Here is a 24,715-nt window from a genome sequence, read left to right as displayed (position 1 = left end):
GGCAAGTCATGCGTGCGGCTGCTGCTCTCACCATCCGCAGCCCGCTCGCCCGCGTCCAAGACCTATCGGCGAACAGCCGATAGACGGCGTTTATCGACGCACGCCACAGGGGCGTTGAGGTGGGTTGATAGACCTCCGCTATCGACCGTTCGCCAGTGCGTATTGGACGGGTGCTCGGCGCCCCGCGCAGTCTCGCTGGGGACGGTTCATCAGACATTCCCGGCGCGAGGAGGTGCGGCCATGGCCGTTCCGGCCGCAGCATCCGTGCGCGACCCCGGCCGTTACCGGCCGCCCGCGCTGACGGGCCTGACCGATCTACTGGACCGGCCTGCCCGGGCACGTCCCCAGGCACCGGCGCTGATCACGGGCGCCGACCGCGCGCGGGTCTCCTACCGCGCCCTGGACGAGCTGGCCGACGCGGTGGCCGCGCGCCTGACCGCCGCGGGGCTGCGCCCCGGGGACGCGGTGGGCCTGGTCAGCGCCAACACCGTCGAGTTCGTCGCGGCGTTGCTGGGCGCAGCGCGCGCCGGGCTGGTGGTGGCCCCCGTCGACCCCGCGCTGCCCGAGCCGCGGATGACGGCCGGGCTGGAGGCACTGGGGGTTCGGGCCGTCCTGCTGGGCCCGACCGCGGGCGGCACCCCGCCGGCGGCCGTGGGGCCCGGTGTGCCGGCCTGGACGCTGCGGGTGGACCTCTCCCCCGCCGGGACGGCGACGGCCTCGCTGGGGACGGGGGCGGGCGCGCCGGCCGACGCGGGGGGCGCGGCCGGCGAACTCACCGCGCAGGACGCGCTGGTGCTGTTCACCGCGGGCACCACCGACCGGGCGAAGATGGTCCCGCTGACGCACGGCGCCGTGGCCGCCTCCGTCCGCGGCGTGTGCGCCGTGTACGAGCTGGGTCCGGACGACGCGACCGTCGCGGCGATGCCGTTCTTCCACGGGCACGGGCTGTTCGCCGCACTGCTGTCCACGCTGGCGAGCGGGGGCTGCGTACTGCTGCCCGCACGCGGACGGTTCTCGGCGCACACCTTCTGGGACGACATGCGCGCGGCGGGCGCCACGTGGTTCACCGCGGTGCCCACCATCCACGAGATCCTCCTGGACCGGGCGGCGACGGACCTGACGGACCTCGCGGGCCCGCCGGTGCCGGCGCTGAGGTTCCTGCGCAGCTCCAGCGCGCCCCTCAACACGGCCACCCAGCGGGCGCTGGAGCGCACCCTCGGCGCGCCGCTGCTGTCGGCGTACGGCATGACGGAGTCCGCGCACCAGGCGACGAGCGAGCCGCTGCCGCAGCACGGGCCGCTCAAGCACGGTTCGGTCGGCCGGCCCGCCGGTGTCGAGCTGCGGGTCCTGGACCCGGACGGGAAGCCGTGCCCGCCCGGTGGCGAGGGCGAGGTGTGGGTGCACGGGCCGACGGTGGCCCGCGGCTACCTCGGCAACCCGGGCGAGACCGCGTACGGCTTCGTCGACGGCTGGTTCCGCACCGGTGACCTGGGCGCGCTCGACGAGGACGGCCACCTGTTCCTCACCGGGCGCCTGAAGAACGTCATCATCCGCGGCGGCGAGAAGGTCTCGCCCGAGCACATCGAGGACGTCCTCGCCGGGTGCCCCGGGGTGGCCGAGGCCGCGGTGTTCGCCGTGCCCGACGCGACGTACGGGCAGCGGGTCGGCGCCGCCGTGGTCCTCTCCCCGGCCGAGGGGCCCGGATCGGAGGCGCCCGGGGCCGAGGAGGTGCGGCGGTACTGCCGCGGCCGCCTGGCCCCCTTCGAGGTCCCCGACCGGATCCGGATCGTCACCTCGCTGCCGCACACGGCGAAGGGCGGGCTGGACCGGGCCGCGGTGGACCTGCAGTACGCACAGGACCCCGTGTGGCCGGGGCTCACCTGACGCGGTGCTCCGCCGGCAGCGGCTGGTCGAAGAACTCGTCCAGCGACAGCCCGGCGGCGGCGTTCATGAAGGCCCGCGCGGCGACCGAACCCGGGGTCGCGGCGTGGATCGCGACCGACACCCGCGCCCTGGCGTCCGGCTCGACCAGGCGGACGGCCCGCATCCTGCCGAGCGGCGGCATCGCCCGCAGCCAGGTGTGCGGGACGATGCTCGCGCACGCGCCGGCGCCCACGCTGGCGTACAGGGCGGCCACCGAGTCAGTCTCGACCTGCGGGGTCACCACGACCCCGCTCTCGGCGAACGCGTCGTCGATGACCTGCCGGATCCTCATGTCGGGGGTCAGCAGCGCGAGCGGCAGCGTGGCCGCGTCCGCCCACTTCATGGTGTCGGTGTGCGGCAGCAGCTGGTCGCTGGAGGCGAGGAGCATGTACCGCTCCTCGTACAGCGGCATCATCTGCAGGCTCTCGCGGTCGTGCGGGGCGAAGTGCGCGATCGCGGCGTCCAGTTCGAAGGCGAGCAGCTGGCGGTGGAGTTCGGTGGTCGACAGCCGGGAGCGTACCTGGACCTTGGCCAGCGGGTGCGCCGCGCAGAACGCGGCGACGGGCAGGACCAGGGTCGTGGACGCGGTGGGTTCGGTGCCCAGCCGCAGGGTGCCGGTGATGCCCGACTGGACGGCCGCCACCTCGGCCTTGAAGGCCTCCTGCTCGGCGAGGATCCGCTTGGCCCAGACCACCAGCCGTTCGCCCTCGGGGGTCAGGCCCTGGTAGTTGTGGCCGCGGTTGATCAGTGTGACGTTCAGCTCCCGCTCGAGCTTGGCTATCGCCGCCGAGAGCGCGGGCTGCGAGACGTAGCAGGACTCCGCCGCCCGGGCGAAGTGCCGCTCCCTGGCCACCGCCACGAAGTACTCCAGCTGACGGAACAGCATGAACGACTCCTCTCTGCCTGGGCCGCGGCCGCGCCGGCACGTCCTGCTGGAGTCGCAACGCCGTCGGTGCCGGCGGTTCGACGCTCCCGGGGTGGCGAACGTCCCCGGAGGGCCGACGGCGGACGAGCTGGTTGCGGTGTGACCGGGCAAAGCCTACCGAGCCGGATCGCGGCCCTCGTTCGTGCCCGCGAAGCCGGCGCGGGCCCCGGCCCGGAGCCCGGTCCCGTCGCCGCCGCGACGGGACCGGACCCCGGAGGTGGTGCCGCGGCCGTCCGGCGGTGGGCCGGCGATCCGCGGGTCTGTCGGGACGGGTGAGCGCGGGCCGGGCCGGGCGGGAACCGGTTTCCGCGCGGTGGCGCTCCTAGGCGGCGGTGACGCCGCGTGCCAGCAGGTCGGTGGCGGCGTGGACGGCGCGCAGGTTGGGGGCTTCGGCTCCGGAGATGTCGGCCATCTCCACGACGGCCGTCACGATGGCGTCGAGTTCCAGCTGCTTGCCGGCCTCGAGGTCCTGGAGCATCGAGGTCTTGTGGTGTCCCACCCCCTCGGCGCCCCGAAGCCGCTTCTCGATCGAGATGTCGGGGGTGCTGCCGACCCTGGCCGCGATGTCGAGGGTCTCCTCCATGAGCAGGGTGACCAGCCGCCGGGTGTGCGGGTGCTTGCAGATGTCGACCATGGTCGCCCTGGTGAGGGCGCTGATCGGGTTGAACGCGACGTTGCCCATCAGCTTGATCCAGATGTCATCGCGCAGGTTCGGCTCCACCGGGCACTTGAGACCGCCGGCGATCATGGCCTCGCTCAGCTCCGTGCACCGGTCGGACACGCCGCCGCCCGGCTCGCCGATGGAGAACCGGGTGCCCTCCAGGTGCCGGATGACACCGGGGGCCTCGATGACCGTCGCGGGGTAGACGACGCAGCCGATGGCGCGTTCGGGCGCCAGCACCTCGCTGGTGGCACCGCCGGGGTCGACGGCCTCGATCCGCCGCCCCTCGTAGGGGCCGGCCAGCTTGTGGAAGTACCACCAGGGGATGCCGTTCTGACCGGCCACCACCGCGGTCTTCTCACCGAGCAGCGGGGCGATCAGCGGCCCGGAGCTCGCGTAGGAGTGTGCCTTCAGGCCCAGGAAGACGTAGTCGACGGGGCCGATCTCCTCCGGGTCGTCCGTGGCGTGCGGCTTGGCCACGAAGTCACCGCGCGGGCTGTTCACCCGGACTCCGTCGGCCCGTATCGCCTGAAGATGCTCACCCCGGGCGATCAGGTGCACGTCGGCGCCACCACGGTGCAGTGCCGCGCCCACGTAAGCGCCGATCGCACCGGCTCCGAGGACTGCGATTTTCACGGCGACTCCTCTCCATTCGAAGGGGGAATGAATACTGTATGCAGTACCCTCTGGGGATGTACAGTCCCCATCACCGAAAGTCGCGCGCTCGGAACCGGACAGGATCCCGGCCGGCGCCGCGTCAGAGGTCTCCGGCGCCCCGCTGGGTCATGAACCGGGTCACACCCGCTCCGGACAGGTTGACCGAGCACGAAGCAGGGGAACGCTTCGCCGCACACGCGGTCCCGGGCCCGCACGGCCGCACCATGAGGCCGGGGAACACGCAGTGCCGAAGGCGGCTCGGCCGACGAGCCGTGACATCGGTCGGAAGCGACGGAAAAGGAGAGCGATGTCGGATTCACCCCCTCAGCAGATCGGTGTCGTCACCGAGTCCACCGCCGGGGAGACGCGGGTGGCGGCCACACCGGACAGCGTCCGCCGGCTCCTCGGCCTCGGCTACGAGGTCGTCGTGGAATCGGAGGCCGGAGCCGCCTCCGGATTCCCCGACGAGGCCTACACGGAAGCGGGCGCGCGGATCGGCGACGCCTGGCAGGCGGACGTGGTCCTCAAGGTCAACGCCCCCTCGCACGAGGAGATCGGGAAGCTGCGCGAAGGAGCGACCCTCATCGGGCTGATCGCTCCGGCCCACAGTCCCGAACTCGTCGAGGAACTGACGGCACGGCCCATCACCGTGCTGGCGCTGGACGCCGTACCGCGCATCTCCCGGGCGCAGTCGATGGACGTGCTCAGCTCGATGGCGAACATCGCCGGGTACCGGGCGGTGATCGAGGCGGCCCATGTCTTCGGGCGCTTCTTCACCGGACAGGTCACCGCGGCGGGCAAGGTGCCGCCGGCGAAGGTCCTGGTGGCAGGCGCAGGCGTGGCGGGTCTCGCCGCGATCGGGGCGGCCGGCAGCCTCGGCGCGGTGGTACGGGCCACCGACCCGCGGGCCGAGGTCGCCGACCAGGTCCGCTCCCTGGGCGGGGAGTTCCTCGCCGTCGAGGTGGTCCAGGAGGCGAGCGCCGACGGCTACGCCAAGGCGACCTCCGAGGAGTACGACCGGCGTGCCGCCGAGATCTACAGCGAGCAGGCCGCGGACGTCGACATCATCATCACCACCGCGCTGATCCCCGGCCGCCCGGCGCCCCGGCTGATCACGGCGGCCGACGTGGCGTCGATGAGGCCCGGCAGCGTCATCGTCGACATGGCCGCCGCGCAGGGCGGCAACGTCGAGGGCACGGTCAGCGGGAAGGCCATCGTCACCGACAACGACGTGACGATCATCGGCTACACCGACCTGGCGGGCCGGCTGCCCGCGCAGGCCTCCCAGTTGTACGGGACCAACCTCGTCAACCTGCTCAAGCTGCTGACGCCCGGCAAGGACGGGCGGCTGACGCTCGACTTCGACGACGTCGTGCAGCGGGCCGTCACCGTGGTGCGCGACGGCGAGAAGACCTGGCCGCCACCGCCCGTCCAGGTGACGGCGGCACCCGCAGGGCAGACCCCCGCTCCGGCGGCGACCGCGCCCGCACCCAAGGAGCCCCGCCTGACGCCGGCCGTCCGCTACGGACTCGTCGGCCTGTGCATGATCACGATGTTCCTCGTCGTCGCCTTCTCCCCGGCCCAGCTCATCGGCAACTTCACGGTGTTCGCGCTGGCCGTCGTCATCGGCTACTACGTGATCGGAAAGGTCCACCACGCCCTGCACACCCCGCTGATGTCGGTCACCAACGCCATCTCCGGGATCGTGGTGGTCGGAGCCCTGCTGCAGATAGGCCACGCCGGCCCGGCCGTCACCGTGATGTCGGTCGTGGCGATCATGTTGACCACCGTGAACATCTTCGGAGGATTCGCCGTCACCCGCCGCATGCTCGGCATGTTCTCGAAGGGCTGAGGATCGATGAACGCAACCACGGCCGCACAGGCCGCCGACATCGTCGCCGCGCTGCTGTTCATCTTCAGCCTGGCCGGACTCTCGCAACACCGCACCTCCCGCGCCGGAGTGGCGTACGGCATCGGCGGCATGGCGCTGGCGCTGGTCGCCACCGTCGTCGCCGCGGCGCAGGACATCCCGGGCAGCACCGTCGTGCTGATCGCCGCCGCCACGGCCGTCGGCGGCGCCGTCGGCCTGTGGCGGGCGCGCCGGGTGGAGATGACCCAGATGCCCGAGCTCATCGCCGTCCTGCACAGCCTTGTGGGCCTGGCGGCGGTGCTGGTCGGCTGGAACAGCTATTACGAGGTGGAGGCGCACGGCGCCGCGCAGACCCGCGTCGCCCCCGACCTTCTCGGCATCCACCACGCCGAGGTGTTCATCGGCATCTTCATCGGCGCGGTCACCTTCACCGGCTCCATCGTCGCCTTCCTGAAGCTGTCGGCGCGGATCAAGTCCCGCCCGCTGACGCTGCCGGGGAAGAACGCCCTCAACCTGGGGGCGCTGGTCGCCTTCGTCGCCCTGACGGTGTGGTTCACGGTGAGCCCGGACCTCGGTCTGATGATCGCCGTCACCGTCCTGGCGCTCGCGCTCGGCTGGCACCTGGTCGTGTCGATCGGCGGCGGCGACATGCCGGTCGTCGTCTCGATGCTCAACAGCTACTCCGGCTGGGCCGCGGCCGCGGCGGGCTTCCTGCTCAACAACAACCTGCTCATCGTCACCGGCGCGCTGGTCGGCTCCTCCGGCGCCTACCTGTCGTACGTCATGTGCCGGGCGATGAACCGTTCCTTCCTGTCGGTGATCGCCGGCGGCTTCGGCGCCCCGGCGCCGTCGAGCGGCGACGTGGAGCAGGGCGAGCACCGCGAGACCTCCGCGGACGAGACGGCCGAACTGCTGGAGAACGCCACGTCGGTGATCATCACCCCCGGCTACGGCATGGCGGTGGCGCAGGCGCAGCACCCGGTGGCGGAGCTGACCCAGGCACTGCGGCGGCGCGGCGTGCAGGTGCGCTTCGGCGTCCACCCGGTGGCCGGCCGGCTGCCCGGGCACATGAACGTGCTGCTGGCCGAGGCGAGGGTGCCGTACGACGTCGTGCTCGAGATGGACGAGATCAACGACGACTTCGGCGACACCACGGTGGTGCTGGTCATCGGCGCCAACGACACCGTCAACCCGGCGGCGGAGGAGGACCCGACCAGCCCGATCGCCGGCATGCCGGTGCTGCGGGTGTGGGAGGCGGAGAACGTCGTCGTCTTCAAGCGGTCCATGTCCTCGGGGTACGCGGGGGTGCAGAACCCGCTGTTCTTCCGCGAGAACAGCCGCATGCTCTTCGGCGACGCCAAGGAGAGCGTGGACGCCATCCTGCGTTCGCTGAGCACGCCGGAACCCGGTTCCGCGGCGTCGCGGGGCCTGCGCACCGACCAGCAGCCCGCGCCTGCCTGACAGTTGTTCCGCCCACGGCGGTGGGGCGGGGGAAGCACGGCTTCCCCCGCCCCGTCCGCTGTGCCACCGCCGTCCACGCCGGCGCACATCCGCACGCGGACGGCCAATTTCCGACAAAGCCTTGTACAACCCTGCGACTGCATTGCATACCGAAATCTGTATTCTTGGCACTGTGCAAAGAACTCAGCCGACAGGGGGGCTCATGCGCGAGACACGTACCGCGGCCGCCGTCGTCCGGGTCACCCGGCCGGCACCATTGCGCCAGGCCGTCTACGAGGCCCTGATCGAACTGATCATCAACGGCACCCTCAGACCGGGACAGCACCTGGTCGAGGCCGAACTCGCCGACCACCTGGGCGTCAGCCGCCAGCCGGTGCGCGAGGCCCTGCAGCGCCTGCAGACCGACGGCTGGGTCGACCTGCGCCCGGCGCAGGGCGCCTTCGTGCACTCCCCCACGCAGGAGGAGGCCACCCAACTGCTCAGCGTGCGCGCCGTGCTGGAGACCCACTCCGCGCACGGCGCCGCGCTGCACGCCACGGACACGGACGTGGCCCGGCTCTGGGAACTGCAGGACGCGGGCATCACCGCCCTCGCGGCGGACGACGCCCGCGGCATCGTCGAGGCCAACGCGGCGCTGCACGGCTTCATCACCGAACTGTCCCGCAACCAGGTCCTGGCCGAGCTGATCCTCCAGGTCGACCGGCGGGTGCGCTGGTACTACATGCCCATCGCCCGGCCCCGCGGCCGGGACGCCTGGAACGAGCACGCCACGATCATCGAGGCCATCGCACTGGGCGACGCGGAGCGTTCCGAGGAACTGATGCGCCGCCACACCCGGAACACCACCGACTTCTACTGCCGTCAGATCGCCGCCGCCGTCGACGCCGGGCGGGCCTGAGGCCCGCAGCCGGGAACGGGCGACGGTCCGGGTGCCTGGGGCGGGCACCCGGACCGTCTTCGGGGGAGGGGGAGGAACGGGATCAACGGGAGGACACGGCGAAGGAGGGGCGGGCGGGGCCGGACGGAGCAGGGGGCGCGCCCCACCGGCCGGCCCCGCCTCCGTGACACGGGCCCCCGGTCCGGGACTGCCGCCGCCCCGGGCCGGGCGACATCGCCCGCGCACGATCTGTGGGGGGCTCCTCGCGGAGCCCCGGTACCGCAGCCGTCAGGTGGTGGCCTCGGCGGGAGAGGGGGTACGGCCACCCACCTCGGCCACCGGGCTCCCGTCGCCGCTCCGGCGCGGGGCGCCGGGCTGCCGCAGGAACACCGTGATCAGCGCGGAGAGGAAGGCGATGCCGCCGGCCAGGTAGTACGCCCCGGCGTAGCCCCAGGCGGCGACCACCCCGGCGGCCACACCGCCGCCGCCGACACCGCCGACCAGCTTGGCGCTGTAGACCAGCCCGTAGTTCTGCGCGTTGTTGTTCTCACCGAAGTAGTCCGGCGTGAGCGCGGCGAACAGCGGGTAGAACGCCCCGCCGCCGAAACCGTTGAGGAACGCGAAGATCAGGAACAGGGGTTCGTTGTGCGCCTGGCCCGACCACAGCACGCCGAACTGCGCCAGCCCCGCCACCACCAGGACCAGGCCAAGTGTCTGACGCCGGCCCAGGTAGTCAGACAGCCAGCCCACGATGGCCCGGCCGACGCCGTTGACCACGGCGAGCACACCCGCCGAGGAGGCCGCGACCAGGGGGCCGAAGCCCAGGCTCTTGGCGAACGGGACCTGGAAGTTGATGCCGAACAGCGACACGCCGCCGATGCAGACCAGGGCGAACCACATCAGCGGCAGCTGCCCCGTCCTGATCGCCTCCATCGGGGTGAACTGGCCCTTGGCGGGCGGGTTCTTGGCCAGTCGCTTGGCCACCCGCCGCGCGTCCTCGCTGACGCCCCGGTTCAGCGGGTCGACGTCGTGCGGCCACCAGCTCTTCGGCGGGTCGCGGAAGAACATGCCGCAGAAGGCGACGACCAGCACCATGCCCAGCGCGATCAGGTCGAGGACCATCTTGTAGTTGGACGGGTGGAACCAGTAGTTGAAGACGAAGATGAGCGGCAGGGTTCCGTAGGCGAAGCCGCCGTTGACGAACCCGGTGCGGGCGCCCTTGTTGTCGGGGTACCACTTGCCGACCATGTTGATGCAGGTCGCGTAGACCAGGCCGGCGCCCGTGCCGCCCAGCACCGAGTAACCGGCGATCACCACGTAGGGGTTGCTCAGGTGCGAGAGCGCCAGGAAGCCCAGTCCGGAGAAGACCGCTCCCGCGAGCATCGCCGTCCTGGCCGGCAGGACCCCGGTCTCCCGCAGCCGTCCCGCGGGGAACGCGACGCCCGCCTGGAAGACGGCCCAGATGCTGGCGATCCAGAACGTCTCGGTCAGGGTCCATCCGTGGGCGTGCTCGAGCACCGCCTCCGCGGAGCTGTAGCCGTACTCGTAGACGCTGACGCCCATCATCGCGATCCAGGGGAGCCAGACCATCCAGGCCCGGGGCCTCCCCAGGAGGGAGCGGTCGGTCTCCCCGACCCGGTAGACGCGGCCGTTCGCGTCGCTGACCTCCCGGTACTGCCCGGGAACCACGTGCGGTGTTACTGACATCGGTGCCTTCCCTTGCGTGAAAAGAACCTGGCGTGCGCCCCCTGGGCCCTTCTCTTCATGCGGAGGGGTGGAGCGGACCATCCCTGCGGCTCGGCCCGGCATGGCCGGGCCCGGTGGTACGCCGTCCGGGCAGCTGAGGTCGGTCCGGGGCGGCAGACCCGGATCGTGACAGCGCGCAGTCGGGTGACACGGTGGTACGACGTGGTACGACCCCGGGCACGCCGAAACGGCCGTGCTCAGGGGGTGTCGAAACGAACATTCAGCTGGTCAGCGCGATTCTCCATACTGGAGATTGCATACGGTATGGACCGTCGAATCGGAGTGTCCAGGGGATGACGGGAAGATTGACCAGTGCATTACCAACCGGTGGAGCCCGCTCCGCACCCGCCCGGACGGCCGACTCCGGCCGCTCCAGGGCGCGTTGCTCCTGGTCACAGAGGTAAGTCCGGCTGACCGCCGATTGGTTGCCTGCGGCACCTGATGCCTCACCGCGGCCGGACGCGCGACGCGCGGGTAAAGGGCCGGCAAGGAAGACCACGAGCGCGTAAAACCGGTGCCGGACGGTCCCGGGGCGGACCGGCCGCCCCGGGACTGGGACCGCTACGCGCTCAGCCGCCCGAACCTCCGTACCGCCAGCGGCAGGAAGACCGCCAGCAGGGCCAACGGCCAGGCCACGGCCGCCCAGACGTGACCGGGTTCGCCACCGGGGCCGCCGAACAGCTCGCGTACCGCCGTCGCCGTCTGGGACATCGGGTTCCACTGCACCGCCGTGCCCAGCCAGCCGGGCATGGCCTCGGGGGCGGCGAAGGCGTTGGAGAGGAAGCCGAGGGGCCAGACCAGGATCTGCACGGCCTGCACCAGTTCCGGCTTCCCCGCCACCAGCGCCAGGTGGATGCCGATCCACAGCATCGCGAAGCGGAACAGCAGCAGGAGGCCGACGGCGCCGAGGAAGGCGGCGGCCCCGCCGTGGGTGCGCCAGCCGAGCGCGTGGCCCACGGCGATCAGGACGACGAGGCCGGCGGCCGACTGGAGCATGTCGGCGGCCGAACGGCCGACCAGGACCGCGCCGTTGGCCATCGGCATCGAGCGGAAGCGGTCGATCACGCCCTTGTTGAGGTCCTGGGTGACGGCGAGCATCGTGCCCTCCAGGCCGAAGGCCATGGTGAGGGCGAGCATGCCGGGCACGAGATAGCCGAGGTAGTCGCCCGTCACCTCGCGACCGCCGCCGACGAGGTAGCCGAACATCAGCAGCAGCATCACCGGGAAGACGAGGCCGACCAGCACCTGGACCGGCTGCCGGGCCCAGTGGGCGAGTTCGCGCCGGGTCATGGTCCAGCAGTCGGCGAGGACGTACGATCCCCGCGCCGGCCGGGCCGGGCCCCTGGTGGTGTATGCGGCGCTCACGCGGTCTCCTTCGCACGGTGGTCGTCAGAGGTGAGGTGCAGGAACACCTCGTCGAGGGTCGGGCGGCGCAGGGCGATGTCCTCCGCCTCGATGCCGGCCGACTCCAGGGCACGGACGACCCCGGTGAGCGCGGCCATGCGGTCGGCCACCGGGGCGCTGACGAGCCGCCGGTCGGCGTCCACCGACACCTCGCCCCCGAACGCGGGCAGCAGCGCCCCGGCCGCGGCCAGTTGGCCGGCGTCGCGCAGCACCACGTCGATGCGGTCGCCGCCCGTGCGGGCCTTGAGTTCGTCCGCCGTACCGTCGGCGATCACCCGGCCCCGGTCGACGACCGAGATGCGGTCGGCGAGCTGGTCGGCCTCCTCCAGGTACTGGGTGGTGAGCAGGACCGTCGTGCCGCCGTCGGCCAGGGAGCGCACGGAGGCCCACACCTCGGCGCGGCCGCGGGGGTCGAGTCCGGTCGTCGGCTCGTCGAGGAAGAGCACCTCGGGATCGGTGACGAGGGACGCGGCGAGGTCGAGGCGGCGCCGCATGCCGCCGCTGTACTGCCCGACCGCCTTGCGCCCGGTGTCCGCGAGGCCGAAGCGCAGCAGGAGCTCGTCGGCGCGCTCGCGCGCCCGGCGGGCGCCGAGATGGTGGAGGCGGGCGAACATCTCCAGGTTCTGGCGGCCGCCGAGCTGCTCGTCGAGGGCCGCGTGCTGCCCGAGCAGGCCGATGCGGAACCGCACCGCCGCGGCCTCGGTCACCACGTCGTGCCCGGCCACCTCGACGCGGCCGCGGTCCGGCCGGAGCAGGGTGGACAGAATCCGGACCAGGGTCGTCTTGCCCGCGCCGTTCGGGCCGAGCACCCCGTGCACGGTGCCGCGCGCGACCTCAAGGTCGAGCCCGTCCAGCGCCGGTTTGTCGCGGTACTTCTTGTGTACCCCTTCGACGGTGATCGCTGTGCCGGTCACTGGCCACTCCTCCGCTGATCAAGTAGTCAAACTTGATTACCGGCGCAAAGTAGTGCCTCGCGATCCATTCGTCAAATTTGATTAATGCGCGTCCCCGGGATGCGGCTCCCCCGTCGCGTACGGGTTCTCCTCGCCCCGCGCGAGCACGGCCACGAAGGGCTCGCCCTCCCCGGCGAAGGTGTACGCGCCGCCCTCGATCCGCTCGATGAGCCCACGGGTCCACGCCGCGTCGGAGTCGGCCGTGTGCACCCAGAGATTCATGATCTCGCCGATGTGGCCCAGCTGACCGGGGCCGTCCTCGGGGATGTAGTGCTCGGTGACGGCGGCCCGCCACTTCTCGATCCCGCGGATCCGCTCCCTCAGCAGGTCCAGCGCCTCGTCCCGGCGCAGATCGACGATGAAGCCGATGGCCGCGGACTGGATGTCCATCTTCTGGTCGTACGCGACCAGCGCCTCGCGCAGCAGGCGCAGGAACTCCTCGGTCCCCTTGTCCGTGATCTCGTACTCGGTGCGGGGCGGGCCGCCGGCCGTCGAGGGGGCGATCTCGTGGGCGTGCAGCAGTCCCTGCTTCGCCATCTGCTTCAGGGCGTGGTAGATCGATCCGGGCTTGGCGTTGGACCACTCGTGCGCGCCCCAGTACTCCAGGTCGTTGCGCACCTGGTAGCCGTGGGCCCGCCCGTGCTGGCGGACCGCGCCCAGGACGAGGAGACGGATCGCTGACATGCCGTCCAGATTAGGCGGACGGGTGCCGGGCGCCTCACGCGCCCCGCACCCGTCACTCGCCAGTCGCTCGCCGGTCCCTCGTCCGGTCAGCCCGCGGGGTTGCGCCGGGTGCCCCGGCGGCCCTCGCCGCCGGCCGGTGACCGCCGTGCGGCGCCGCGGGTACCCGCACCGGAACCGCTACCGGTGGTCCCGCCCGGCGCACCGCGGCGGTCGGTTCCCCGGCCGCCCGAAGCCCCCGCGGCACCCGCCGTCCCGCGCGAACCCGCGCGGCGGCCGCCACCGGCCGGCGGCGTTCCGGCCGCGGCCCGGCGGTCCGAGCCGCGGCCACCGGTCCCGGGAGCCGCACCCGTCGCGGCACCGGCTCCGCCGCCGCCACTGCGGCGCCGGCGAGCGGGCCGCCCGCCGTTCTCGGTGCCGTTCTTCTCGCGGGACGCCCTGGGCGCGGACGCCGGCTGGGGCACCTCGATGGTGATGGCGACGCCGGACGGCTCACGGGCACCCGTGACGGTGGTCAGCTCCTCGGCGCCCGAGGTGATGCGGGCCGTCCGGGGACGGATCCCCGCGTCCGACATCAGCCGGGTCATGTCCCGCTTCTGGTCGGGCAGGACCAGCGTGACCACCCTGCCGGAGCCGCCGGCGCGGGCCGTGCGGCCGCCGCGGTGGAGGTAGTCCTTGTGGTCGGTGGGCGGGTCGACGTTCACGACGAGGTCGAGGTCGTCGATGTGTATGCCTCGGGCCGCGACGTTCGTGGCGACCAGCGCCGTCACCTGGCCGTTCTTGAACTGCTCCAGCGTGCGGTTGCGCTGCGGCTGGGAACGGCCGCCGTGCAGTGCCGCCGCGGGGACGCCGACGGCCAGCAGCCGCTTGGCGAGCCGGTCGGCGGACCGCTTGGTGTCGAGGAAGAGGATGACCCGGCCGTCACGTGCCGCGATGCGCGTGGTGACGGCCTTCTTGTCGGTCTCGTCCAGGACGTGGAACACGTGGTGCTCCATGGTGGTCACCGCCCCCGCGGACGGGTCCACGGAGTGCACCACGGGGTCGGTCAGGAACCGCTGCACCAAGCGGTCGATGTTGCCGTCCAGGGTGGCCGAGAAGAGCATCCGCTGCCCGTCGGGCCGCACACGCTCGATCAGCCTGGTGATCTGCGGCAGGAAGCCCATGTCGGTCATCTGGTCGGCCTCGTCGAGCACCGTGATGCCGACGCTGCCGAGCACGCAGTCGCCGTGTTCGACCAGGTCGTTGAGCCTGCCGGGGGTGGCCACCAGCACCTCGACGCCGCGCCGCAGCGTGGCGGCCTGCTTGGTCATGGAAAGCCCGCCGACCACGGTGGCCATCCGCAGGTTCACCGCCGTCGCGTACGGCGTCAGCGCGTCCGTCACCTGCTGGGCAAGTTCACGGGTGGGCACCAGCACGAGGGCCAGCGGCGCCTTGGGCTCCGCGCGCAGTCCGGCCGTGCGGGCCAGCAGCGCCAGGCCGAAGGCGAGGGTCTTGCCGGAGCCGGTGCGGCCCCGCCCCAGCAGGTCACGGCCGGCGATCGAGTTGGGCAGCGTGGCGGCCTGGATGGGGAAGGGGGTGGTCACGCCCTGCGCGGTGAGGGTCTTCAGCAGTCCCGCGGGCATGTCGAGAGCGGCGAAGTCCTCGACCGCGGGGAGTGCGGGTGTCGTGCTTTCCGGCAGCCGGAATTCTCTCGGCGACGGTGCGGAGGGTGCGGACGACGACGCGCGCCGATTCGATTTCTGGGGCCTGCGGGACATGCGGTGGTGTGCCTTCCTGAGAACAGCGCAAACCGGGGTCCGCACCATGACGGTGCGGACCCCGGTGAGCGGGTACGCGTCCGGCGATCAGGCGGGGACGATGTTCTCCGCCTGCGGGCCCTTCTGGCCCTGCGTGACGTCGAAGCTCACCCGCTGGCCCTCCTGGAGCTCACGAAAGCCCTGGGTGGCGATGTTCGAGTAGTGGGCGAAGACGTCGGGGCCGCCGCCGTCCTGCTCGATGAAGCCGAAACCCTTTTCGGCGTTGAACCACTTGACGGTTCCCTGTGCCATGACATTCTCCTTCTTTAGGCAGAGGGCCCACCCGGAGATGCCGGAGAACAAATAATGCGCCTGCGGGAGAAGAATCCGTCAGGCGCACATAATTCCTATGGGTACCACAACTGCAACTACTTCACCCTAACACATATCGACCCGGCACGGCGGACGGGGCCGACGGGGCCGGGACGGCACGGACCGGGGACGGGAGCGGGGCAGGGTCGGGCACCCGTCGGTCACCCCACGTTCACCGGGCGGCGTTCACCCGTCCGTGTACCCGCCGGGGGCCCGGCGCGCCCCCGTCCCCGCCGCGGGGGCGCCCTTCCAAGCCCCCGCGGCGTTCCGGCCCCCGGCCCGCCGGGGCCGGCCGGGATTTCCTCGTCGTCAGCGCAGCAGCTTCACCGCCTCGACCACCAGGGGGTCCAGGCCGTCCGCTCCGGCGTCGACGAAATCGAACAGCCGGGTACGCATCCGCGGGTCCCAGAACCTGCCGATGTGCCCCGCGACGGCCTCGGCCGCGCTGGCACCCGGCAGATGGACGAGGTTGGCCGCGATGTCGTTGGCCATCCGGCGCTCCGCCGGCACGGCGCCGGCCATCAGTCCACCACCGTCAGCAGCTCGTCCCGCTCCCGGCCCCGGTCGTTCTCCGCGCCGTCGTCCCGGCGCGGGCGGGCGAGCCCCACCTGGACGGCGGTCACCTTGTACTCCGGGCAGTTGGTCGCCCAGTCGGAGTTCTCGGTGGTCACCACGTTGGCCCCGGTCACCGGGTGGTGGAAGGTGGTGTAGACGACCCCGGGCGGCATGCGGTCGGAGATCTCGGCCTTCAGCCTCGTCTCCCCCACCCGGCTCGCCAGGGTCACCATGTCCCCGTCCACGATGCCGCGGACCTCGGCGTCGTGGGGGTGCAGCTCCAGCACGTCCTCCGGGTGCCAGGCGACGTTGCCGGTGCGGCGGGTCTGCGCCCCGACGTTGTACTGGCTGAGGATCCGGCCGGTGGTCAGGATCAGCGGGAAGCGCCTGGTGCTGCGCTCGGCGGTCGGCACGAAGGTGGTGACCACGAACCTGCCCTTGCCCCGCACGAACTCGTCCACGTGCATGATGGGCGTGCCCTCGGGGGCCTCCTCGTTGCACGGCCACTGGACGCTGCCCAGCTTGTCCAGCAGCTGGAAGGAGACCCCGGTGAAGGTCGGCGTGACCTGGGCGATCTCGTCCATGATCTCGCTCGGGTGCCCGTACGACATGGGGTGGCCCATGGCGGTGGCGATCTCGGAGACGATCTGCCACTCGTGCTTGCCCGTCTTCGGCTTCATCACCGCGCGCACCCGGTTGATGCGGCGCTCGGCGTTGGTGAAGGTGCCGTCCTTCTCCAGGAAGGACGCGCCGGGCAGGAAGACGTGCGCGAACTTCGCGGTCTCGTTGAGGAACAGGTCCTGCACGACGACCAGTTCCATGGCCTCCAGCGCGGCGGTGACGTGCTTGAGGTTGGGGTCGGACTGGGCGATGTCCTCACCGTGCACGAACAGGCCGCGGAAGGTGCCGTCGATGGCCGCGTCGAACATGTTCGGGATGCGCAGCCCCGGCTCGGCGAGGATCGTGCCGCCCCACAGGTTCTCGAAGACGGTGCGCACCGCGTCGTCCGAGACGTGCCGGTAGCCGGGCAGCTCGTGCGGGAACGAGCCCATGTCGCAGGAGCCCTGCACGTTGTTCTGGCCGCGCAGCGGGTTGACGCCGACGCCGTCGCGGCCGATGTTGCCGCAGGCCATCGCGAGGTTGGCCATGCCCATCACCATGGTGGAGCCCTGGCTGTGCTCGGTGACGCCCAGCCCGTAGTAGATCGCGCCGTTGGGGGCCTGCGCGTACAGCCGTGCCGCCGCGCGCAGCTCCTCGGCCGGCACGCCGGTGAGCTCCTCCGTGGCCTCCGGGCTGTTCTCCGGGCGGGCGATGAACTCCTCCCAACCGTCGAAGTCCTCGCACCGCTCGTCCACGAAGGCCCGGTCGACCAGCCCCTCGGTGACCACCACGTGCGCCATGGCGTTCACGACGGCCACGTTGGTGCTGGGCCGGAGCTGGAGGTGGTGCTCGGCCTGGACGTGCGGGGAGCGCACCAGGTCGATGCGGCGCGGGTCGACGACGATGAGCTTGGCGCCCTCGCGCAGCCGGCGCTTCATCCGCGAGGCGAACACCGGGTGCCCGTCCGTGGGGTTGGCGCCGATCACCATGATGACGTCGGCCTCGGCCACGGACCGGAAGTCCTGGGTGCCGGCCGACTCGCCGAACGTCTGCTTGAGCCCGTACCCCGTCGGGGAGTGGCAGACCCGGGCGCAGGTGTCGACGTTGTTGTTGCCGAAGGCGGCGCGCACCATCTTCTGGACGACGTACACCTCTTCGTTCGTGCACCGCGAGGAGGTGATGGCACCGATCGCGCCCGACCCGTACTGCTGCTGGAGCTCGCGCATCCGGCGGGCGACCGTGCCGATCGCCTCGTCCCACTCGACCTCGCGCCACGGGTCGGTGATCTTCTCCCGGACCATGGGCTTGAGCATCCGGTCGGGGTGGCTGGCGTAGCCGAAGGCGAAGCGCCCCTTGACGCAGGAGTGCCCCTCGTTGGCGCCGCCGTCCTTGTGGGGCACCATCCGCACCAACTCGTCGCCGCGCAGCTCCGCCTTGAACGAGCAGCCGACCCCGCAGTACGCGCAGGTCGTGATCACCGAGCGGGTCGGCATGCCGAGCTCGACCACCGACTTCTCCTGGAGCGTGGAGGTCGGGCAGGCCTGCACGCAGGCGCCGCAGGAGACGCACTCGGACTCCATGAAGGTCTCGCCGGCGCCGGCCGACACCTTGGAGTCAAAGCCGCGGCCCTCGATGGTCAGGGCGAAGGTGCCCTGCACCTCGCCGCAGGCCCGTACGCAGCGGGAGCAGGCGATGCACTTGGAGGCGTCGAAGTCGAAGTACGGGTTGGAGGTGTCCTTCTCGGCGTCGAGGTGGTTCTCGCCCTCGTAGCCGTAACGGACCTGCCGCAGCCCGACCACGCCGGCCATGTCCTGCAGCTCGCAGTCGCCGTTGGCGGGGCAGGTCAGGCAGTCCAGCGGGTGGTCGGATATGTACAGCTCCATGACCCCCTGGCGGAGCTTCTCCACCTTCGGGGTCTGGGTCCGCACGCTCATCCCGGCCGCCACCGGCGTGGTGCAGGACGCCGGGGTGCCCCGGCGGCCGTCGATCTCCACCACGCACAGCCGGCAGGAGCCGAACGGCTCCAGGCTGTCGGTGGCGCAGAGCTTGGGGATGTCGATGCCGGCGAGCGCGGCGGCGCGCATCACCGATGTGCCCTCGGGCACCGTCACCGGCATCCCGTCCACTTCCACCGAGACCGTCGCCGGTCCGGGCCGCTCCGGTGTGCCGAAGTCGGGTTCCTTGAGGAGTGTCATGCCGTGCCCTCCGTCCTGCCTCCATGGGCGTGCGTGCGTGGGATCGCCCGGCCGGGGTCGCGGGCGAGGAAGTCGTCGGGGAAGTGCGCGATGGCGCTGCGCACGGGCATCGGCGTGAGCCCGCCCATCGCGCACAGGGAGCCGTCGGTCATCAACTCGCACAGGTCCTCGAGCAGGGCCAGGTTCTCGTCCCGCTGCTGACCGGCCACGATCTTGTCGATCACCTCGACACCGCGGACCGAGCCCACCCGGCAGGGCGTGCACTTGCCGCAGGACTCCTCGGCGCAGAACTCCATCGCGAACCGCGCCTGGGCGGCCATGTCGACGGACTCGTCGAACACGACGACACCGCCGTGGCCGAGCATGGCGCCCGCCTCGGCGAACGCCTCGTAGTCCATCGGCAGGTCGAACATCGACGTCGGCAGGTAGGCGCCGAGCGGCCCGCCGACCTGCACCGTGCGGACCGGCCGCCCGGAGAAGGTGCCGCCGCCGTACTCCTCGACCAGTTCGCGCAGCGTGACGCCGAAGGCGGTCTCCACGATCCCGCCGCGGGCGATGTTGCCGCCGAGCTGGAACACCTGGGTGCCGCGGGAGCGTTCCACGCCGAGTTCCTGGTACGCCTTCGCGCCCTCGGCGAGGATGACCGGCACCGTGGCGAGCGTGAGGACGTTGTTGACGACCGTCGGCTTGCCGAACAGGCCCTCGATCGCGGGGATCGGCGGCTTGGCGCGGACGGTTCCGCGCTTGCCCTCCAGGCTCTCCAGCATGGAGGTCTCCTCGCCGCAGATGTACGCTCCGGCGCCGACGCGTACGTGCAGCTCGAAGTCGAGCGGGGAGCCGAGGATGCCCTTGCCGAGCCACCCCTGTTCGTGCGCGATGCCGATCGCGGCGCGCATCGTGGCCACCGCGTCGGGGTATTCGGAGCGGATGTAGATGTAGCCCTCGCGCGCGCCGACGGAGTGCGCGGCGATCGTCATGCCCTCGATGAGCATGAAGGGGTCGCCCTCCATGACCATGCGGTCGGCGAAGGTGCCGCTGTCGCCCTCGTCGGCGTTGCAGCACACGAACTTGAGCTCGTCGGCGCAGTCCAGGACGGTCTTCCACTTGATGCCGGCCGGGAAGCCGGCGCCGCCGCGTCCCCGCAGACCGGAGTCGGTGACCTCGGTGACGACGTCGGCGGGGGCCATGCCGAGGGCGGTGCGCAGTCCGGCCAGGCCGCCGTGGCGCAGGTAGTCCTCCGGCGAGAGGGGATCGGTGATCCCGATGCGGGAGAAGGTGACCCGGGTCTGGCGGGCCAGCCAGGGCAGTTCGTCGACGACGCCGAGGCGCAGCGGGTGGTCGGCGCCCTCGAGCATGCCCGCGGCCAGCAGCCCCTCGACGTCGGAGGGGGCCACCGGCCCGTACCCGACGCGGCCGGCCGGGGTGACCACCTCGACCAGCGGCTCCAGCCACAGCATGCCGCGGGAGCCGTTGCGCACCACCTCGACGGGCGCCTCCCGCTCCGCCGCGGCGCGCATCAGCGCGTCCGCCACCTCGTCCGCGCCGACCGATCTGGCCGCCGAGTCACGCGGGACGTAGACCGTCACCGCGGAGTCGGAAGAGTCCTTCGTCATGCCACCGTCCCCTTGAGGATGGAGCCCAACCGGGCCGTGTCCACTCGTCCGTACAACCGGCCGTCGACCTCGACCGCGGGCCCCAGGGCGCAGTTGCCGAGGCAGAAGACCTGCTCGACGGTGACCGAGCCGTCGGGGGTCGTCTCCCCCACCGCCAGTCCCGCTTCCCGCGCGTAGCCCACCAGCGCGTCGGACCCGAGGGCCTGGCACGCCTCGGCGCGGCAGATGCGCACCGTGGTCCGTCCCGCCGGCTCGCGGCGGAAGTCGTGGTAGAAGGTCACCACTCCGTGGACGTCGGCCCTGGAGAGGTTGAACTCGTCGGCGAGCACCGGTATCGCCTCTTTCGGTACGCACCCCAACTCGGCCTGCAGGGCGTGCAGTACCGGCAGCAGCGCACCGCGCTGATCCCGATGATCAGCCACAACCGTCCGGACCGCGTCTTCGACCGTCATGTCACTCCCGCCGATCGTCATTGACCACTCCGCCTTCGCCAGGTCAGGGAGTGCCGGCGCGGGATCGTCACAGAGCCGCTTCGCCTTCCCGACGGTGCCGGCAGTACACCGCGACGATACCGCATACAAACTTCTGCATACAGAATGCTGCGGCCAGGACTTTTCCAAGTCCCGCCACCAGGGCGCGCCTTGCCGCGACAGAAGGCATGTTGCATACCAAAACCTGTATACTGACTCTTCCCGCCGCCGGCGACCCTCACGGCGGCCACCAGTCGAGAGCCGTCGGCCCACAGGCTCGGTGGCAGAACGGGGGAACCATGCGCGAGGCCCTGACGGCCGCGGCGACCCACCGGGTCGCCCGCCCCGCACCACTGCGCCAGGCCGTGTACGACGCCCTCATCGAACTGATCATCAGCGGGTCCCTGACGCCCGGCCAGCACCTGGTCGAGGCCGAACTCGCCGAGCATCTCGGGGTTTCCCGCCAGCCGGTGCGCGAGGCCCTGCAGCGCCTGCAGACCGACGGCTGGGTCGACCTGCGCCCCGCCCAGGGTGCCTTCGTGCACTCCCCCACCGAGGAGGAGGCCGCCCAACTGCTGGGCGTCCGCTCGGTGCTGGAGACCTACTCGGCCCGGCTCGCCGCCGGGAACGCCAAGCCCGAGGACGTCGAACGCCTCTGGGAGCTGCAGGAGGAAGGGGTCGGGGCGCTCGCCGCGGGTGACGTGGAGCGCCTGGTCACGGCGAACACGGCGCTGCACTCCTTCATCACGTCCATCGCCGCCAACGCCGTGCTGGCCGAACTGATCTCGCAGGTGAGCCGGAAGGTGCGGTGGTACTACACCCCGATCGCCAAGCCCCGCGGCAAGGACGCCTGGAACGAGCACGCCCAGCTCATCAAGGCCATCGCCAAGGGCGACGCCGAACGCGCCGGCGAGATCATGCGCAAGCACACCGAACGCACCGGCGACTACCGCAAGGCGGTCGCGGCGGGGGCGACGGCGCTGAGCTGAGCCGCCCCGGCCGGCGCCGAGGGGGCCGATTCCGCGGCCGCCACCGACGGGTGGACGGCCGCCGCGCCCACGGCGTCCCGCAGTTCGAGCAGCCACGGCAGCACCGTGCGCAGCACGACGTCGTGCCCCGCGCCGTCCTCCCCGAGCATCGCGTCGGCGGGGACGAGGACCGGGTCGGCGAGCACCGTCGAGGTGGCGCTGCCGTGCGGCCCCGCCCCGTCCGGCCGGGCGGGGACGAACAGGTCGGGCGCGTGCGCGGGCACCAGCCACAGGGTCAGCCCGTCCGCGGCGGCGAGCGGCGGGGACGACCAGACGTAGCTGTCGGCCTCCCCCGCCGCGACGACCTCGCGCTTGCGGGCGCTCAGGGTGACCACCTCACCGGTGCGGGTGGCGGTCGCACCCACGGCGCCGTACGCACCGTCCGCGAGGGCGAGGCTGCTCAGGTGGCGTCCGGCGGCTATCTCGCCGCGCACCCAGGCGCTTCCGCACGCCTCGATCACGGCGACCGCCGCGTAGTGGGACTGGAGCACGGCCGCGGTCACCGGGCAGCTCCCGGCGATCCGCGCGACGACCTCGGCGGCCTCGGCCGGACCCCGGCCACCGCCGCCCAGTCCGGCGGAGACGGTCAGCCCGAGCAGGCCCGCCTCGCCCAGGGCGGTCACCGCGCCGCGCGGGAAGCTCCCCTCCCTGCCGGTCCGCTCGGCACGGGGCGCGATGACGTCGCTCAGGACACGGGAGAAGGCGTTGCGGTACGACACGAGGTGACCCCCTCGGGAACGGTTGCTGATCTGCCGTCAGGCAGTGGATGTGGGCACGCCGACGGACGGGGCGGCCGGGCACGCGGGTGTGCGTGCGGGCCGGCCGCCCCGCCGGCGTGCGCGCGGACCAGCCGCCGGGAGCAGCCGTCCCGCGTCTCCCGGCAGGTTGCCGTCCGCCGGTCCGCGCGCAGGTCTGGACGGGGCGTCGTGCCCCGGGGGCTCAGGGCTGGGGGTCGATCTCCCGCAGCAGCCCCGTGGTGACGTCGAAGACGAAGCCCCGGATGTCGTCGGTGTGGGGCAGGAACGGGGAGGTGCGCACCCGCTGCATCGACTGCCGGACGTCCTGGTCGACGTCCTGGAACGCCTCCACCGCCCACGCGGGGCGCTGGCCGACCTCCATCTCCAGCTCGTGCCGGAAGTCCTCGGTGAGGGTCTGCAGGCCGCAGCCGGTGTGGTGGATCAGTATCACGCTGCGGGTCTTCAGGGCCCGCTGGCTGATGGTCAGCGACCGGATGGTGTCGTCGGTGACGACGCCGCCAGCGTTGCGGATGGTGTGGCAGTCGCCGAGCTCCAGGCCGAGGGCGGCGTGCAGGTCGATCCGGGCGTCCATGCAGGCCACGACGGCGACCTGGAGCACGGGCTGGGCGCCCATGCCGGGGTCGTCGAACCCCGCGGCGTACTTGCGGTTGGACTCCACGAGGCGGTCGATGACCGTCTCCCCGCCCGCGGCGCTGCCGCCGGGCTGTGCGGAACCGTACGTTGACGTCGACATGACTCCGGTGCGCTCCTTTTCTGGTGCGGCCCCCCACGTGTTCCGATCATGCACGTGAGGGGCCGGTTCGGGGTGGACCACGGCGGCTCGCGCCGCTCCGGTTTCCTCCCGGCGGTCGATAGACGCCGTGAATCAACGCAGGCCGGACCGCAGGGCGCAGCGCCCCCGGTACGGCGGCGGGGTCCGCCGCGCCGACGTGCCGTGCTCCGGACGCCGCCGGTACGGCGGCGGCTCGCACCGCCGGGTGGTGTCGCCGGCGGTGGGACGGCGCGTGTGGTCCGCGTTCATGGTCAGATCACTCCTTGTGCCTTGAGCCCCGGCAGCTCGTCCTCGTGGATGCCGAGTTCGGTGGTGTAGATGTCGTGGTTGTGTTCGCCGAGGAGGGGTGAGCGGTGGATGGTGGTGGGTGAGTCGGAGAGTTTGAGGGGGTTTCCGACGGTGGTGTAGGTGCCGCGTTCGGGGTGGTCGACGTCGACGACGATTTCGTTGGCCTTGAGGCTTTCGTCGTCGATGATCTCTTTGGTGGACAGGATCGGCCCGCATGGGATGTTGTGCCGGTTGAGTTCTTCGAGGACCCGCCATTTGGGCTGGGTGGTGGTCCATTCCTCGATGAGCTGGAACATCTTGGCGAGTTTGGGGAGCCTGGCTTCGGGGGTGGCCCATTCGGGGTCGTCGGCGAGTTCGGGGTGGCCGATGAGTTGGGCCAGGGGTTGCCAGCCGACGGGTTGGACGATGACGTAGACGTAGTCGTTGGGGCCGCCGGGGGCGCATTTGACCGCCCAGCCGGGTTGTCCGCCGCCGGAGGCGTTGCCGGAGCGGGGGACTTCGTCGGTGAAGTCCTCGTTGGGGTATTCGGCCAGTGGTCCGTGGGCCAGGCGTTGCTGGTCGCGGAGTTTGACGCGGCACAGGTTGAGGACGGCGTGCTGCATGGCGACCTGGACGCGTTGTCCGCGTCCGGTGTGGGTGCGCTGGTAGAGGGCGGCCAGGATCCCGGCGACGGCGTGGACTCCGGTGCCGGAGTCGCCGATCTGTGCGCCGGTGGCCATCGGCGGGCCGCCTTCGAAGCCGGTGGTGGCCATCGAGCCGCCCATGGCCTGCGCGACGACCTCGTAGGCCTTGAACGCGGTGTAGGGGCCGTCCCCGAAGCCCTTGATCGAGGCGTACACGATGCGGGGGTTGATCTCCTGGATGCGTTCCCAGGTGAAGCCCATCCGGTCGATCGCGCCGGGGCCGAAGTTCTCGACCATCACGTCGCTGCGGGCGATCAGGTCGGTCAGGATCTCCCGTCCGCGCGGGGTCTTGGTGTTCAGCGTGATGCTCCGCTTGTTCGCGTTGAGCATCGTGAAGTACAGGCTGTCCACCCCGGGCACGTCCCGCAGCTGACGCCGGGTGATGTCACCCCCGGGCGCCTCCAGCTTCACCACGTCCGCACCCAGCCACGCCAGCAACTGCGTCGCCGACGGACCCGACTGGACATGCGTCATGTCCAGAACACGA

At 71.8% G+C, this 24,715-nt stretch carries 21 protein-coding genes; 5 read left to right on the top strand and 16 right to left on the bottom strand.

Going from position 1 to position 24,715, the window contains the following annotated elements; genetic code table 11:
• Window positions 1–240: 240 nt before the first annotated feature.
• Window positions 241–1,884, top strand: a complete 1,644-nt coding sequence (locus CHF15_RS27035) for a FadD7 family fatty acid--CoA ligase (protein WP_089226481.1) — start codon at window positions 241–243, stop codon at window positions 1,882–1,884.
• On the opposite strand, the gene CHF15_RS27030 is transcribed toward CHF15_RS27035, so the two are convergent.
• Together CHF15_RS27030 and CHF15_RS27025 are read right to left on the bottom strand one after the other, a co-directional pair.
• On the bottom strand, window positions 1,877–2,809 hold the full coding sequence (locus CHF15_RS27030) for a LysR family transcriptional regulator (protein ID WP_089226480.1): 933 nt from the start codon (window positions 2,807–2,809) through the stop codon (window positions 1,877–1,879). The two genes, CHF15_RS27035 and CHF15_RS27030, sit on opposite strands and share 8 nt — an antisense overlap.
• Before the next feature lie 361 nt (window positions 2,810–3,170).
• A complete protein-coding gene (locus CHF15_RS27025) occupies window positions 3,171–4,145 on the bottom strand; it encodes a 2-dehydropantoate 2-reductase (protein ID WP_089226479.1) in 975 nt (324 codons plus the stop codon).
• A gap of 328 nt (window positions 4,146–4,473) precedes the next feature.
• On the opposite strand from CHF15_RS27025, the gene CHF15_RS27020 reads away from it, so the two are divergent.
• The 3 genes from CHF15_RS27020 (at window position 4,474) to CHF15_RS27010 (ending at window position 8,395) form a co-directional block, all read left to right on the top strand.
• Window positions 4,474–6,018, top strand: a complete 1,545-nt coding sequence (locus CHF15_RS27020) for a Re/Si-specific NAD(P)(+) transhydrogenase subunit alpha (RefSeq protein ID WP_089226478.1) — start codon at window positions 4,474–4,476, stop codon at window positions 6,016–6,018.
• Between the two features lie 6 nt (window positions 6,019–6,024).
• On the top strand, window positions 6,025–7,497 hold the full coding sequence (pntB, locus tag CHF15_RS27015; RefSeq protein ID WP_089226477.1) for a Re/Si-specific NAD(P)(+) transhydrogenase subunit beta: 1,473 nt from the start codon (window positions 6,025–6,027) through the stop codon (window positions 7,495–7,497).
• 202 nt (window positions 7,498–7,699) lie between these two features.
• Window positions 7,700–8,395: a GntR family transcriptional regulator gene (locus CHF15_RS27010; RefSeq protein ID WP_089226476.1), complete on the top strand. Its 696-nt coding sequence runs from the start codon at window positions 7,700–7,702 to the stop codon at window positions 8,393–8,395.
• A gap of 267 nt (window positions 8,396–8,662) precedes the next feature.
• Here the strand turns inward: CHF15_RS27010 and CHF15_RS27005 are convergent, their stop codons facing one another.
• The 10 genes from CHF15_RS27005 to CHF15_RS26960 all read right to left on the bottom strand — a co-directional run bounded on the left by CHF15_RS27005 (window position 8,663) and on the right by CHF15_RS26960 (window position 20,681).
• Complete coding sequence (locus CHF15_RS27005; protein ID WP_179279977.1) at window positions 8,663–10,081, bottom strand: OFA family MFS transporter; 1,419 nt, start codon at window positions 10,079–10,081, stop codon at window positions 8,663–8,665.
• Between the two features lie 600 nt (window positions 10,082–10,681).
• Window positions 10,682–11,410 carry an ABC transporter permease gene (locus tag CHF15_RS27000; protein WP_089226562.1) on the bottom strand — a complete coding sequence of 243 codons (729 nt, stop codon included), beginning with the start codon at window positions 11,408–11,410 and terminating at the stop codon, window positions 10,682–10,684.
• A 71-nt stretch (window positions 11,411–11,481) separates the two neighbouring features.
• Window positions 11,482–12,438 carry an ATP-binding cassette domain-containing protein gene (locus CHF15_RS26995; RefSeq protein ID WP_089226474.1) on the bottom strand — a complete coding sequence of 319 codons (957 nt, stop codon included), beginning with the start codon at window positions 12,436–12,438 and terminating at the stop codon, window positions 11,482–11,484.
• Window positions 12,439–12,519: 81 nt separating this feature from the next.
• Window positions 12,520–13,161: a PadR family transcriptional regulator gene (locus CHF15_RS26990; RefSeq protein ID WP_089226473.1), complete on the bottom strand. Its 642-nt coding sequence runs from the start codon at window positions 13,159–13,161 to the stop codon at window positions 12,520–12,522.
• Between the two features lie 86 nt (window positions 13,162–13,247).
• Window positions 13,248–14,915 (bottom strand): DEAD/DEAH box helicase, encoded by a 1,668-nt coding sequence (locus tag CHF15_RS26985; RefSeq protein ID WP_089226472.1) that lies wholly within the window; start codon window positions 14,913–14,915, stop codon window positions 13,248–13,250.
• A gap of 87 nt (window positions 14,916–15,002) precedes the next feature.
• Complete coding sequence (locus tag CHF15_RS26980; protein ID WP_030069301.1) at window positions 15,003–15,206, bottom strand: cold-shock protein; 204 nt, start codon at window positions 15,204–15,206, stop codon at window positions 15,003–15,005.
• 369 nt (window positions 15,207–15,575) lie between these two features.
• Window positions 15,576–15,788: a formate dehydrogenase subunit delta gene (locus CHF15_RS26975; RefSeq protein WP_245939056.1), complete on the bottom strand. Its 213-nt coding sequence runs from the start codon at window positions 15,786–15,788 to the stop codon at window positions 15,576–15,578.
• On the bottom strand, window positions 15,788–18,616 hold the full coding sequence (gene fdhF / locus CHF15_RS26970) for a formate dehydrogenase subunit alpha (RefSeq protein WP_089226471.1): 2,829 nt from the start codon (window positions 18,614–18,616) through the stop codon (window positions 15,788–15,790). Before fdhF ends, CHF15_RS26975 begins: the two co-directional genes overlap by 1 nt.
• Window positions 18,613–20,229, bottom strand: a complete 1,617-nt coding sequence (locus CHF15_RS26965) for a formate dehydrogenase beta subunit (protein WP_089226470.1) — start codon at window positions 20,227–20,229, stop codon at window positions 18,613–18,615. Before CHF15_RS26965 ends, fdhF begins: the two co-directional genes overlap by 4 nt.
• The gene (locus CHF15_RS26960) at window positions 20,226–20,681 is read right to left on the bottom strand and encodes a formate dehydrogenase subunit gamma (RefSeq protein ID WP_245939055.1); all 456 of its coding nucleotides are present in this window, start codon (window positions 20,679–20,681) and stop codon (window positions 20,226–20,228) included. The genes CHF15_RS26965 and CHF15_RS26960 overlap by 4 nt, the downstream gene beginning before the upstream one ends.
• Before the next feature lie 317 nt (window positions 20,682–20,998).
• Here CHF15_RS26960 and CHF15_RS26955 point away from each other — a divergent pair, with 317 nt between their 5' ends.
• The gene (locus tag CHF15_RS26955; protein ID WP_089226468.1) at window positions 20,999–21,688 is read left to right on the top strand and encodes a GntR family transcriptional regulator; all 690 of its coding nucleotides are present in this window, start codon (window positions 20,999–21,001) and stop codon (window positions 21,686–21,688) included.
• Here CHF15_RS26955 and CHF15_RS26950 read toward each other — a convergent pair.
• From CHF15_RS26950 to frc, 4 genes are all read right to left on the bottom strand, one after another.
• Window positions 21,646–22,446: an acyl-CoA dehydrogenase family protein gene (locus tag CHF15_RS26950; RefSeq protein WP_089226467.1), complete on the bottom strand. Its 801-nt coding sequence runs from the start codon at window positions 22,444–22,446 to the stop codon at window positions 21,646–21,648. The genes CHF15_RS26955 and CHF15_RS26950 overlap by 43 nt on opposite strands.
• A 220-nt stretch (window positions 22,447–22,666) precedes the next feature.
• Window positions 22,667–23,218 (bottom strand): beta-class carbonic anhydrase, encoded by a 552-nt coding sequence (locus CHF15_RS26945; RefSeq protein WP_089226466.1) that lies wholly within the window; start codon window positions 23,216–23,218, stop codon window positions 22,667–22,669.
• A 132-nt stretch (window positions 23,219–23,350) separates the two neighbouring features.
• Window positions 23,351–23,506, bottom strand: a complete 156-nt coding sequence (locus tag CHF15_RS45070) for a hypothetical protein (RefSeq protein WP_179279976.1) — start codon at window positions 23,504–23,506, stop codon at window positions 23,351–23,353.
• A 2-nt stretch (window positions 23,507–23,508) separates the two neighbouring features.
• Window positions 23,509–24,715 (bottom strand): formyl-CoA transferase (gene frc / locus CHF15_RS26940; RefSeq protein WP_107418571.1); only part of this gene is annotated, 1,207 nt, incomplete at its 5' end.

Origin of the sequence: Actinacidiphila glaucinigra (genome assembly GCF_900188405.1) — a bacterium.
Lineage (GTDB): Bacteria > Actinomycetota > Actinomycetes > Streptomycetales > Streptomycetaceae > Actinacidiphila > Actinacidiphila glaucinigra.
Note: the sequence above shows the minus strand (reverse complement) of the source record. Positions and strands in the feature narration are given on the sequence as shown.